Genomic DNA, 13504 nt, shown 5'->3' with positions numbered 1-13504 from the left:
GTATGAAAAGGACTCTACTTACCTTAATGGCAGGCGCATGCATGTACGCCGGCATCGCACAACCCACTGCAGGCCTGCAGGCTTATTTCCCCATGAATGGCAATTTTAATGATGCCGGCCCCAATGGTATTGTGGTAACCAATACCGGTGCTACAAGTTCTACTAACGGCAGCGGGGCAGCGAATACCGCGATGTTCTTTAACAATCCTACCAGCACGGTGGTGCAGTATGCCACACACCCGCCCGCCGCCAGCCTTAACTTTGGCACAGCACAGGATTTTAGTGTGGACTTTAATATGTTTATCACCGGCCCTTTTGTGCATTCCGCAGGTATTTATGATAATAATTTAAATTATGGCGGCTATGGCATCTGGCTATGGAACTCACCCGGTTACCTGCAGATCAATCTCAACTTTAAAAATGGTAATGTAGGTACTACCAATGGTGCATTAAATGTAAACACCTGGTATCATATCTGCTGCCAGAGGTCTGCGGGTACTTTAAAGATTTATATTAATGGCGTATTAAATGCTTCTGCCGCAGAAGGTACTACGGTACCGGCGTATACCTATGCAGCACGTTTTGGCACCATGTTTTTTAATGGTATTGTGCCACCCAATTATAACGGCCTGGTGGGTAAAATAGATGAAATGCGAACTTACAACAGGGCATTAACACAGGCAGAAATAACTGGGCTGGTGCTGCCCGTAAAACTAACCAGCTTTACCGCAACAAAAAACAATACCGATGTATTGCTGCAATGGCAAACCGAATTTGAACAAAACAGCAGTCACTTTAATCTTCAACGCAGTACCGATGGTACTAACTTTACTACAATTGCAAAAGTAAATGCAGCAGGCAATAGCTCAGTAAAAACAAACTACCAGTTTACCGATAACACGGCAAAAACTATTGCTGCAGGCAAAAATATCTTTTACCGGTTAGAAGAAAATGATATGGATGGCAGAAAAGATCTAAGTGCGATTGTACTGGTAAAATTTGGTATAGCTGCAAATGAATTGGTACTCTTACAAAATCCGGTTACCAACGAATTAAGGCTGCAGTTAAGTATGCTGGCAAAGCAAAATGCCAGTATACAGGTAACCAACGCACAGGGCCAGCAGGTAATGGTAAAAAACCTGCAACTGAATGCAGGCGAAACATTTACTGCTTTACCGGTAAGTACATTGGCTAAAGGAACCTATTATATCAGCCTGGTAAAAGCAGGTGGAGAAAAGCAAACCCTGTCATTTATAAAACAATAGGCAGCTACTGCACCCGAATAAAATCCAACACGATAATTCAACCGCCGGACTGAAAATGTCTGGCGGTTGAATTTAAATGAATAGAACATTTCTCTGGCGGCTCTGGCTTATGCTTCGCAGCAGTTTCATGTACCTGCCCTCTTTGGCTCCTGGTATATTTATATCAAAGGGAATGTTTGTAGCGCTGTATTATTTTATTGCCACATTTTAGTAAGGCCCGAAACTGTATAGTAAAACCAATACAATATTATCTGGATAGCTATTTAGGTCTGTCACAAGGCCAACACATATCCGGGTCAGCGCCATAGCAAAGTCGTAGCAACGTCATGGTTACTCCGTAGTGAAGCCTACATGAAGCCCACATGAAGCCTGTCTTGAAAGAGAGGCATCTTACTTGATAATAATGTAGCAACCTGCTGTATAAATAGAACCTCTTTAGGCTAAAAATAGTCCTATCGTGGCTAAATAAGACTGGTAAATAAAATTGTAGTCAAAATTTTTACTGAAAATCAACTACTTACAAAGGTACTGTGAAAAATACTGTTCCATTTTGTTGGAAATGCACCCTAAACGGCCTTACCTTCGCCGTCCCAAAAAAGCAACAGCAATTTTGCAGCTGCTTAAAGGGCGGAAGTACCGGGATGGCGATACTCCGAACGTTTATAAACCGCTTACTGACTGCAGCATAAAAACTGTGGCAGGGGCAAAAAAAGAAAAAAATGAGCAAATTACATTTCACCACCAAGCATGCTAACGAGGCTACCGTTACACACAACTGGTACGTTGTGGATGGTACTAATCAAACCGTAGGGCGCATGTGTGCAAAAATTGCAGCTGTTCTTCGTGGAAAGAACAAAGCCTATTACACCCCACACGTAGATTGTGGCGATTTTATTATTGTGATCAACTGCGAAAAAGTTAAGTTGACCGGTAACAAAATGGATGAGAAAATTTACGACAACTACACTGGTTACCCGGGTGGCCGTAAAGAAGAAGTGGCAAAAGATCTTCAGAAACGCAGACCGGAAGTACTTATCGAAAGAGCAGTAAAAGGGATGTTACCTAAAAACCGTTTAGGCCGCCAGTTATACAAAAAATTATTTGTGTACGCAGGTGCAGCACATCCGCATGGTGCTCAACAACCAAAAGAATTAAAATTTTAATTAGTAAACATCAGTTACGCAAGCGGCTAAACCCGTAACCCGTAACCCGAAACATAAATAAGAAATGGAAAAGCAAAAAAACGCAGTCGGCCGCAGAAAAGAAGCTGTAACACGTGTTTTCCTTAGCAAAGGAGAAGGCAAAATTACAATCAACGGCAAAGACTATAAAGCCTACTTTCCCCTGGTATATTTACAAAACCAGGTAGAAGCGCCTTTTAAAACTGTTGAAGCTACTGACAAATTTGATGTGGTTATTAATGCTACCGGTGGTGGTGTTAAAGGCCAGGCAGAAGCTGCTAAGCTGGGTATTTCCCGTGCTTTACTGGAAGTTAGTTTAGACTATCGTCCGGCTTTAAAAGCTGCTGGCTTGTTAAAACGTGACCCTCGTTCTGTTGAGCGTAAAAAACCAGGTCGCAAAAAAGCAAGAAGAAGCTTCCAGTTCAGCAAACGTTAAAAATGCAGCTTCAAGTTATCAGTTACAAGGGACAAGATTTTATACTCTCTCTTGCAGCTTGAAGCTTGCAGCTTGATAACAATAATAAATAACAACATTAATAATATACAATGGAAAATAATACTTCCTTACAACAACAGTTACTCGAAGCAGGTGTGCACTTTGGCCATTTAAAAAAGAAATGGAATCCAAAAATGTTGCCTTACATCTTTGCTGAAAAGAAAGGTATCCACATTATCGACCTTAACAAAACTGTTGAGGGTTTACAGGAGAGTGCAGCAGCATTAAAAGCTATTGCACGCAGCGGTAAAAAAATAATGTTTGTAGCTACTAAAAAACAAGCTAAAGAAATCGTAAGCGAATGTGCAAGAAAAGTGAACATGCCTTATGTTACCGAACGCTGGTTGGGTGGTATGTTAACTAACTTCAACACTGTTCGTAAAAGTGTTAAAAAAATGCAGAGCATCGAAAAAATGCTTGCTGACGGCAGTGCTGAAAGCCTGACTAAAAAAGAACGTTTAACATTAGCACGTGATAAAGATAAACTGGAAAAAGTATTAGGTGGTATTGCTGCAATAAGCCGTGTACCAGCTGCTTTATTCTTAGTAGATATTGGTCACGAACATATTGCATTAGCCGAAGCAAAAAAATTAGGCATCAGCACTTTTGGTATGGTAGATACCAACAGCGATCCTAACAAAGTTGACTTTGCTATTCCTGCAAATGATGATGCTACAAAATCTATTTCTATCATCGTTAATTATTTAACTGCTGCAATTGTAGAAGGTTTACAAGAGCGCCAGGCAGATAAAGACAGCGAAGATGATCATAACGATGTAGAAGAATCAGCAGAAGCAAAAGCCGCAAGGTTTGAGCAGAAAGTTGACGGTGGTGATGACAGGAACAAACGTGGTGGTGGAAGAGGTCCTGGTGGTCCGGGCGGTCAGCCAAAACGCAGAGTAGCTGGTCCTGGCCAGGGTGGCAGAAGGCCAGCAGGTGGTCCTGGTGGAGCAAGATAATACAACCCCTCAGTGCCCAACTTGTTGGGGAGAACTGTAGAGGAGATGAAAGCGAAGATGATGTTTGAAATTTTATGAAGTATGTTGTAACAAATGCACTTTAAGATCTAAAACATTATTCATTATTAATTTTTAATTATTCATTACAATGAGTGTTACTATAACAGCAGCAGACATTAATAAATTACGTCAGACTACCGGAGCAGGTATGTTAGACTGCCGTAAAGCTTTAACAGAAAGCAACGGCGATTTTGAAGCAGCTATTGATTGGTTGCGTAAACAAGGACAAAAGGTAGCGGCTAAACGCAGCGACCGTGAAGCTAAAGAAGGTGTGGTAATTGCACAAACTACCGCAGATAACAAAAGTGGTATTGTTCTTTGCATTAGTGCCGAAACTGATTTCGTAAGCAACAATGCAGATTTTGTAGCTTTTGTAAAAAGTATTGCAGATGCAGCTATCAGCAATAATGTAAATACAGCAGACGAATTATTAGCAGTATCTATCGGTAACGAAAAGGTTGCTGATATGATCAATGATAAACTGGCTTCTATCGGCGAAAAGATCGGTATCACCCGTTTTGAAAGAGTGAACGCTCCGTTTGTAGCTTCTTACATTCATGGTGCAAACCGTATGGGTGTTTTAGTAGGCCTTACAAAAGAAGCAGCTGAAGCTGGTAAAGATGTAGCGATGCAGATTGCTGCAATGAATCCTTTAGCAGTGGATGAATCTTCTATTGCTCCTGAAACAATTGCAAGAGAAAGAGAGATCGCTATCGACCAGATTAAAGCAGAAGGCAAACCAGCTGAAATGGCTGAAAAAATTGCCGTAGGCAAAGTGAACAAATTTTTAAAAGATAATACTCTGGTGCATCAGCCTTTTGTAAAAGACAATGGTAAATCTGTTGCTGATTACTTAAAGAGTGTAGATGCTGATTTGAAAGTTATCGAATTTAAAAGAGTAGCATTAGGTTAATTTTTTTAACCGGAATATTATACAGCGAAGCAATGAATAATTGCTTCGCTTTTTATTTATGAGTGTTTGCTCTTGTTAATCAGATCTGAAGTAAATGTTTTTACCGGATCTCTGCCATTAATAATATCATCAATTGAAGGAATGATTTCGTACGTTGGTACAATACCATGCCCATCATTATCCGCTGCCCTGATGCGGTATTTCCTGGTAGAAATTTCAGCAATGATCTTTGTATTGGGTAAAATAAAATCTCTAGGCTCGCCACTGATAATATTTTTATTGCCTGCCGTTTCTTCTCCAATAAAAACAGCTCTTTTGGTAAGCTCTACATAAGAACTTACAATACCTGAATTGGAAAAACTTCCACCATTCACCAGCATATATAAATTTCCTTTAAAAGCATTGGCATAAGGTGTTACTGTCCTTTCCTGTCCACTGCCTTCAAGAAAGACAACAGGTTGATTAAGCAGGTAAGACAATAATATAACACCGGGTTTAAAATCACCACCCTGGTTATCACGAAGGTCAACAATAAGATTACTGATATTATTGTCACGTATTGTGGCAAATGCTTTTGTAACAGCACTCTTAAATTCCTGTTTGTAAAGTGATCTTAAAATACCATTATCAAAACTTTTAATAGTAAGTGTTGCAGTATTCAGTTGTTTGTCTATAGTACAAACAATTCCCTCTCCTTCGGTTGCTGCTGCAGCTTTGTTAGGATAACGTAATTTTTTGTAAAAAAGAATACTGTCTTTTGTAAGCGCTGTAACATCGGCAAATTGTACGGTGTTATTTTTTTTATAAGCAATAGAAAATTTTGGAGAATGCCCGAATGAAAAACTATAATATGCGGCAAAATAATTGGTTAATATCCATGCAGGGTAAGTTTCATTGTTGCCATCTCTTATCTGCCTGGATGTAAGTTGCGTAAGAAGATCATTTGCTGTAATTCCATTAATGCTTACAATTTCTGCACCTTCTGGTATTGCTGTATCGCCGGAACAATTCATACGGACATACATTTTATTTTTTATAACAGCAATGTAAAAGGGAAAGAACCCGGCATGCTCATTATAGTAATTGGTTAATTGCTCACCGGGAAGAAACATAGTATGCCCGTCTTTTATTATGGAGTTAAGTAAACTGATATGCTGATAAAATTCCTGTGCTGTTAAAGGCACCGTAATAGTTTGATAAAGGCTATCTAAAAAAAGGGAAAGTTTTTCTTTAGCAGTATACAAGTATAATTGAGGATGTTTTTTTTCAAGCTTAGTTCTAAGAAAGTTAAAATCATTTTGTAATTGTTCAATAGAAAAACGTTGCTCAGGATTAAAATTATTATTCTGGCAAAACGCAGCAACATGGCAGCATATCAATAAAGAAAAAAACAGTATCCTCATAAACCTACAGAATTCTTTAATGGTAAGTTAAGTGAATGTGGCTTAAATAAAAAACCGTTGCTGATCATCGGCAACGGTTTTTATTAAAAAATGTAACATCATATCATCTTGCATATACACCATTAGGGCTCACCACACTTGCAGGCCCGCCGGTAATACCCACGGGAGGTACAATAATATTTACAGCTTCTCCATTTATTTTTAAAGAAACTTTTCGTGCATGAATTTCCACACCCTGCTGATGAAAGGGTGGCATAGCTGCAGGCTCACGGTTAATTAAATACGGCGCAGTAAAATCACTCATCTCCACTTCAAAAGTATAACCAGCCACAACACATTTGCTTACGGCTTTATCTGCACCAATCTCAATGTCGAATGTGGCATTTAATACAGGCGCCTGTTCAAATGGTGTGCCCGCAAAAATATTAGGGCCAAAATATTTTCCTACAGTTTCATCGGTACTTACAAAACCCATCACCGCAGGCATCGTTGCAGGATCTGGTTGCCAGAGTATCATACCACTTGCGGCATTGCCCACCGGCGTATTTACCATACGGCCTAAATGCACAATTACATTTGGCATCTGCAGGTCAGGAGAGGTAACTGCTACTAAATCAATACCACCTTCCCAGCTCATCCATTTTGAAACGTTGCTCATAAAATAGTTTTAAGTTGATATAATTTTAAGTGAAAGTAATATTGCTTATTAACTGCAGTAATACCCTGCAGTGGGTATTTTGCAACCTGGTGACTGGTTTACTTTCATTTATTTGGTTTTAAAATTTATCTTTCAGGCAATTAATAACCGGATGAGAAAAGTAGCATACCTTTTTTTTGTGCTGATGCTGTGCGGTAATCTTATAACTGCACAAACCGATACTATTCCCCAATTGATAGAAAGGCTTGAGGCCACAAGTGATAATAAGGCAGCAATAACAACCATCGGCCAGTTGCTTACAAACAAGGCATTAAACGAGGCCAGCCGGCTGGCTTTGCAAACCACCTTAATCCATAAATACCAGGAACTGCAACAATGGGATATATGCCTTAATTATTGCCAGCAACAGGTTACTGAGGCGCATGCACAAAACAGTTCATTTGCCGAAGCCACTTTTTATAAAATGATTGGTAATACTTATTATCATATCCCGGATAAGGATAAGGCAATAGCCTACTGGAAAAAGTGCATTGCTATAAGTGAGCCGGCCAGGTTTAATTTATTGCTGGAGCAATGCTATCACAACCTGGGCTCGGTTTACCTGGAACGTTCAGAACATTATGACTGGGCAGAAAAATATTTACAGCAATCGGTAAAGCTAAGTATTGCCAATAAAACAGACGAACAGGCATTGGGCCGGTTGCACTACAGGTTGCTGGCAACCTTATACGAACGTACCAATCAATTGGATAAAGCATTAAAAGCATATGCGGATGTAATTGCCAAAAGCAGGCAGTTAAAAGACTCTTCCAATCTTGCCGAAGCATTAATGTTTTCTTCGGATGTGCTGGTAAAGCAGAAAAAATTTACTGAAGCTTTGCAGGTAAGTAGTGAAGCACTTGCTATAGCAAGAACGGTTGCAAAACTTGATATGGTTCGTACCGCACTGGATTTTCATGCAATGAATTTATATGCCGCAGGAAAATATAAAGAGTCGTATGAGGTTAAAACCGAAGCAGCTAATATCATTATTACACGCTATAACAACGACCTTAATAATAAACTAAGCGAAGCTGAAGCAAAATTTAAAACTGCCGAAGCAGCACACGAACAGCAACTGGCACTTGTTAAAGAGCGCAAAGAAAAACAACTGTATATACTGGGTTTAATTGGCCTGTTTTTAGTAGCGGCATTATTATTTTATAATTTTTATCAAAAGCGTAGTGCCAGGCAAAAAAACCAAATGCAACAACAGCTGCAGGAAGAAAAAGAAAGGCTGAGCCGGGATTTGCATGATAATTTAGGGTCACAAATGGCCTTGCTGTCTAACAATATCGAAAACCTGGATAGTAATTTTAAAAAGCAGCAGCCGGTTGATGACAATATTGAAAAAATAAAAGGCACATCCAAACAATTACTGCAAACCTTAAGGGAAACCATCTGGATATTGAATAAAGAGCAGGTAACAGCCCAGGAATTTTTTGATAAACTGGTGGATTATACACATCGTTATCTGCAATCTTATCCTGATATACAATTGCAGATAAAAGAAGATTTTTCACTTCAGAAAACACTTAACTCTAATGAAGCGCTACAGCTTTTTCGTATTTGCCAGGAAGCTATTTCCAATGCCTGCAAATATTCAAAAAGCACAAGTTTATTATTGCAGGGAAATTCGCAACAAACATTTTTCGAAATTATCATCCGGGACTTTGGAAAAGGATTTGCCATAGCGCAAATACATGAAGAAGGGCATTACGGGTTAAAAAATATGCAACAGCGGGCAACAGCCATTAATGCAACGTTGGTAATAAATACAGCTGCAAATGAAGGCGTTACTGTTGCAATAAAAATATGAAATGCCTTACAGAGGGTATAGGTAAATTTAAATATCTTTTTAATTTTGTATGATGTTAATTGCCATTGTTGACGATAAACCATATTTGCGGCAGTCGCTTAAGGAAAAACTGGCTTCTATTGAAAATGAAGTAACGGTTATTATGGAAGCAAGTGATGGAACAGACTTTCTCAAAAAGATGAAAGTTGCCCAGCAAAAACCTGATGTGGTATTGATGGATATTGAGATGCATGAATTAAACGGGATAGAAACAGTGCAAAGGGCTGCGCCACTATACCCTTCGGTAAAGTTTATTATGCTTACGGTGTTTGATGACGATGAAAGAATTTTTAACGCCATTAAAGCCGGCGCACACGGGTATTTATTAAAAGAAGAAACAGCACAAAATATTATTGATGCCATTTACCAGGTACACCAGGATGAAGGTGCACCCATGAGCCCCGGAATTGCACGTAAAGCATGGAAATGGCTTACTGCAATAACATCACAGCCCTTTAGCGAAAAAAAAATGACCGCAACAAATACTATAGAACCACTGAGTGAGAGAGAAAAGGAAATTTTAAAATTCAGTATGGAGGGTAAAGAGTATACACAAATTGCAGAACAACTTTTTTTAAGTAAACATACGGTGCGCCAGCACATGAAAAATATTTACAGCAAACTCCACGTAAGCAGTAAAGTAGAAGCATTGCAAATAAGCTTGAAAAATAAATGGATCTAATGTAATCCTGTGCTTTTTGCCTGCTAAACATAAAGTATACATTCTTACCACAAAATCATCTGCTGCTAAAATGCCTCACAGAGGGTATAGTTTAAGAAATTAATAAGAAAGATTTTTATACCATAAAATCAATAAATATGGTAAGTACAGTTATCGAGGTAAATCCAGCAACAGTACAACAAGAATCTTATGCTGATTATTCTGCATTACTGCTTTTGCCGGTGGTAGCAGCATTGGCTTTTCATTACAGCAAAAAACAAATGCGAAAAGCAAAAAGAAAAATGTTTTGGCAGTTTGTGAAAGAAGAATGGAAATCAAAATTCTCATCTAAGAACGGAAAAAAAAGATCGCCACTGCTGAAAGCTCTATTAATTCTTATTGGTGTAACTGCAATTTTCGGATTAATATTCGGTACTACAACAGCAGCCATTGCTTTTGTGATCACACTGCTGTTTTTAGCTATATATGGTTCGGAATTGTAAGCAAAAAACTAATTCATTTGTATTGGTTAAAATGTGTGCAGTGTATAAAGAAAAACAGCAAATAAATTATGAAAAAAATAGTAACGTTTTTTGTAGCCATTGTTTTTAGTCCATTGCTATTTGCGCAGGTACCAAAAATTTCGCCGGAAGCTGAAATGCAAGCAAAGCAGCAACTGGAAAAAACACGCCAGGCAATTTTAAAATGTAAAGGGCTAAGCAAAGACAGTGTAGAAAAATTAGTGCAGCGATGTGCAAAAGCATTGGAGAAAGACCCGAAAACTAACGCTGTAAGTTTACAGGATTATATTGTGGCCCTCAATTATTACGGCAACAACAATGAAAATATTGGAGACATGCAATCATTGGTATTGCAAATAAATACACTGGACAATACTTTATCTACAAAAGCTGAACTGGAAGCAGCAGCAATAGCCTACAATAAAGCAGATTCATTTTATTTTAGTTTTGCCAGGAATGCTGAAATATCTGCCAATGTGTTAAGTAGTAATGACCCGATACCCGGGTATTACTATAATAAAAGCCTGTTTGATTATGCCCGTTGTTCATTCAAACAAAAACATTATAAAGCCGCATGGATATATTACGATGCTGCAGCAAAATATTATTTGCCCGATTCTTCTTACTACCTGGCTGCAAAAGCAATGATAAAAGATAATGAAAAGGCAGAGGCGTGGGCAATGGCTGGACTTAATAAACAAGTAATTGAAGAATTTAATAAAGCCATACAGCTAAACCCTGCTAATAAATTATATGTTGGCGACAGAGGCAAATTTTATTTGCTGAACCTTAAAGATACAGTCAGTGCTTTAGCAGATTTTGCCACAGCAGTTCAGCTTCATACAACTGATGATGAATTGTATTACCATCTGGCCTTACTAAATTATTTTAAACAAAAAAATTCACCCGAGGCAGTTAAAAATCTGAGCACCTGCATAAATCTGAAACCCGAAAATGCAGATTACTATTACATAAGGGCAGCACTTTATAAAGAGATAAAGAATTACGCAGCGGCATTACCGGATTTTAAGAATGCCATAAAATTTGGTAAGGCCAATCCTGACTATTACAATGGTAGTGCATTTTGTAACGCACAGCTGGATAATTACATAGCAGCTTACGACGATTATAGTGTGGCGTTGCTGCTAAACCCTAAAGATGATTATGCAAGAAAAAGCTTAAAAACATTAGACCCGGTTTTACAAACTGAATATGCCAAGATGGGATTTACACCACAAAATGCATTTCAGTTTTTTATGAAGATCGCTGATGATTATGTGAAGAATAACGACAAACTTCATGCGGCTTTAAATTATGTAAAATGTACCCAGGCAGATCCTAAAAATCCACAGCCCTTTAATAAAGCAGGTAAAATTTTCAGCAATTATAAAATGAATACTTATGCTGAACAATTTTTGCGATATGCGGCTTATGCCGATGGCAAAAACCCGGAATATTTTTCTGACCTCGGCAGTTTTTATTTAAGCAATCTGCAAGATTATAAAAAAGCATCTGGCGTTTTTGATACAGCTGCTTTGCTGGGTTCGAAAAATGCGGAGGTCTATTTTTTAAATGGAGTATGTAAACAGTATGCACTAAACAATATAGCGGCAGCTTTAAAAGATTATTCTACAGCACTAACGTTTAACCCAACTTTTATTGGTGCATTAAAAGCAAGAGGCAACTTATTTTTTGAAGAACAAAAAAATTACACAGCGGCATTGTCAGATTACGAGGCCTTACAAAAGCTGGATCCTGCTAATGAGCTGTATAAAGAATATATTAAAAAGGCTAAAGAAAAACTGAAACAATAAGTAGTTGTAGTTAAATAGTAAAAACAAAACGACAATACGAATAGTCCATGAAAATAAGATTGTTAATACTAATGATATGCACCTGCAACTTTTTGCATGCACAAGATACCACCCGTGTAAGAGTACTTTCTATAGATTCTCTAAAAAAATACCATATCGGTATTGCTAAAACAGATAGCAATACAATACCGCTTGCAAAGATCACTGAAAAAACCTGGCCGCAGATGAGTGTGGGAGAAAAGGCTGCTTACATTGTAAAACTTGTAGTTAATGATTATCGGAAAAACTATCCATTTACATTTTGGATATTGGTAACACTTTTAAGTTTATGGATACTCAAACAAATTTCCAGGGCAGTTAAAAAATTTAATCAATAGTGTAAAACTTATAGTATGAAAAAACTCCTTTTCTCCTTATTGTTTAGTTTATTGGCGATGGTGTCTTTGTCGCAACACCAGGGATATGATAAAATACGGAGAGATTATCCGGGAAGGGATAATAGAGAAATAAGAGAGGCGAAAATAGCCGAACTGGATAAACAATACAGGATAACAATAGGTACCAGCAAACTCAAAGCATCGTATGATCCGGATGGTATAGAATTAAAAGATGCTGATTTACGTCTTGTTGGTCTTTTATTCAGAGGAGGTAAACTGGATGTAGATGAATTATATATAGTAATTAGAAAAGATGGTGCAGTAGTTGATTCCTTAACTACATCCTGCAGATCAAATGCAAAATGGAAAGACTTTTATTTTCACCTGGATAATGTTGTGCAGGGTGACAATTATAAGATTGATGTTTATTCTAATAAAGACAGAGTGTTCCTGGGTAGCAAAAACTTTTATTTAAGAAAACCGAAAGAATAAATTTCTTCACCATACTAAAATTTTTTTACGCTAAAAATAAAATCAGAAAATGAAAAGAATATTTTTAACAGGCTTATTGTTCCTGGCTGCTGCTGTAGCATTTAGTCAAAAAAGCAAAAAAACTTCAATTGAAGCAAAAGCATTTAACATTGGTGCTTTTTATTTAAATCCTTCTCGTGCACAGTTTGATAAATACATCAACACAATTAGTACTACGCTTGGTTTAGCAAATACAATTAAACCTGCCACAAATGTAGGAGGAAGCTTTGCCTTTTCTATACGCAATAATAAAAATGAATTTGAAGTTGGCGGAGCCTTGGCTATTGGCTTAAGGCAAAAAAGCAGCAATGCGGCTAATACCGTTACTGCATCACTAAGTACTAAAACGATTGATATACATTTTGGCTACTGTAATTATGTTGGCGGTCCGTTGTTTATAGGCTTTGACTTGGGGGCAGTGAATAACGATGGCAAACTGGAACAGGTAGGCGCACCATCAAATTTATTTGAAGCCACACCCGGCAGCAGCAATCCTTTTAAAGGCTATATTTTTTCTGTAAAACCAAAAGCAGGATTATTTTTTCCATTTAAAAGCAAGGGATATTCCGGTTTTAAACTGACTGCTTTTTACGATCTTGGCATATCGAAGTACCAGTTTTATACCAATGATATTTTTGATATCAGGTTAAAAAATTATACCGGCGAGACAAAATCTTCTTACAATGCCTTTGGTGCACAGGCTGCAATTGTTGTAGGGTTGGATTAAGAAATGCGTATAAAAAATATTTGTCTTAAGTATTGCATTTA

Annotated in this window: 14 protein-coding genes; 12 read left to right on the top strand and 2 right to left on the bottom strand. The window is 37.8% G+C overall.

Going from position 1 to position 13504, the window contains the following annotated elements; translation table 11 throughout:
• Positions 1–2 precede the first annotated feature (2 nt).
• The 5 genes from ACQ334_RS10490 (at position 3) to tsf (ending at position 4874) form a co-directional block, all read left to right on the top strand.
• Entirely contained in the window at positions 3–1265 is a 1263-nt protein-coding gene (locus ACQ334_RS10490) for a LamG-like jellyroll fold domain-containing protein (protein ID WP_430988157.1), read from the top strand.
• Between the two features lie 719 nt (positions 1266–1984).
• Positions 1985–2428, top strand: coding sequence for a 50S ribosomal protein L13 (gene rplM, locus ACQ334_RS10485; protein WP_430988156.1), 444 nt, complete (start codon positions 1985–1987; stop codon positions 2426–2428).
• 64 nt (positions 2429–2492) lie between these two features.
• Positions 2493–2882 carry a 30S ribosomal protein S9 gene (rpsI, locus tag ACQ334_RS10480; RefSeq protein ID WP_430988155.1) on the top strand — a complete coding sequence of 130 codons (390 nt, stop codon included), beginning with the start codon at positions 2493–2495 and terminating at the stop codon, positions 2880–2882.
• Between the two features lie 110 nt (positions 2883–2992).
• Complete coding sequence (gene rpsB / locus ACQ334_RS10475) at positions 2993–3901, top strand: 30S ribosomal protein S2 (RefSeq protein ID WP_430988154.1); 909 nt, start codon at positions 2993–2995, stop codon at positions 3899–3901.
• Between the two features lie 148 nt (positions 3902–4049).
• Complete coding sequence (tsf, locus tag ACQ334_RS10470) at positions 4050–4874, top strand: translation elongation factor Ts (RefSeq protein WP_430988153.1); 825 nt, start codon at positions 4050–4052, stop codon at positions 4872–4874.
• Between the two features lie 56 nt (positions 4875–4930).
• Here the strand turns inward: tsf and ACQ334_RS10465 are convergent, their stop codons facing one another.
• Positions 4931–6277, bottom strand: coding sequence for a S41 family peptidase (locus tag ACQ334_RS10465; protein ID WP_430988152.1), 1347 nt, complete (start codon positions 6275–6277; stop codon positions 4931–4933).
• A 103-nt stretch (positions 6278–6380) separates the two neighbouring features.
• The gene (locus ACQ334_RS10460; RefSeq protein WP_430988151.1) at positions 6381–6935 is read right to left on the bottom strand and encodes a hypothetical protein; all 555 of its coding nucleotides are present in this window, start codon (positions 6933–6935) and stop codon (positions 6381–6383) included.
• Positions 6936–7086: 151 nt separating this feature from the next.
• Between ACQ334_RS10460 and ACQ334_RS10455 the strand changes: the two genes are divergently transcribed.
• The 7 genes from ACQ334_RS10455 (at position 7087) to ACQ334_RS10425 (ending at position 13463) form a co-directional block, all read left to right on the top strand.
• The gene (locus tag ACQ334_RS10455) at positions 7087–8793 is read left to right on the top strand and encodes a tetratricopeptide repeat-containing sensor histidine kinase (RefSeq protein WP_430988150.1); all 1707 of its coding nucleotides are present in this window, start codon (positions 7087–7089) and stop codon (positions 8791–8793) included.
• A 49-nt stretch (positions 8794–8842) separates the two neighbouring features.
• The gene (locus tag ACQ334_RS10450) at positions 8843–9514 is read left to right on the top strand and encodes a response regulator (protein ID WP_430988149.1); all 672 of its coding nucleotides are present in this window, start codon (positions 8843–8845) and stop codon (positions 9512–9514) included.
• 137 nt (positions 9515–9651) lie between these two features.
• Positions 9652–9996, top strand: coding sequence for a hypothetical protein (locus ACQ334_RS10445; RefSeq protein WP_430988148.1), 345 nt, complete (start codon positions 9652–9654; stop codon positions 9994–9996).
• 68 nt (positions 9997–10064) lie between these two features.
• On the top strand, positions 10065–11828 hold the full coding sequence (locus tag ACQ334_RS10440; RefSeq protein ID WP_430988147.1) for a hypothetical protein: 1764 nt from the start codon (positions 10065–10067) through the stop codon (positions 11826–11828).
• 47 nt (positions 11829–11875) lie between these two features.
• Entirely contained in the window at positions 11876–12205 is a 330-nt protein-coding gene (locus ACQ334_RS10435; RefSeq protein ID WP_430988146.1) for a hypothetical protein, read from the top strand.
• Positions 12206–12220: 15 nt separating this feature from the next.
• Positions 12221–12697, top strand: coding sequence for a hypothetical protein (locus ACQ334_RS10430; RefSeq protein WP_430988145.1), 477 nt, complete (start codon positions 12221–12223; stop codon positions 12695–12697).
• Between the two features lie 49 nt (positions 12698–12746).
• On the top strand, positions 12747–13463 hold the full coding sequence (locus ACQ334_RS10425) for a hypothetical protein (protein WP_430988144.1): 717 nt from the start codon (positions 12747–12749) through the stop codon (positions 13461–13463).
• Positions 13464–13504 lie beyond the last annotated feature (41 nt).

This window comes from Ferruginibacter sp. SUN106, assembly GCF_050611765.1.
GTDB lineage: Bacteria > Bacteroidota > Bacteroidia > Chitinophagales > Chitinophagaceae > Ferruginibacter.
Note: the sequence above shows the minus strand (reverse complement) of the source record. Positions and strands in the feature narration are given on the sequence as shown.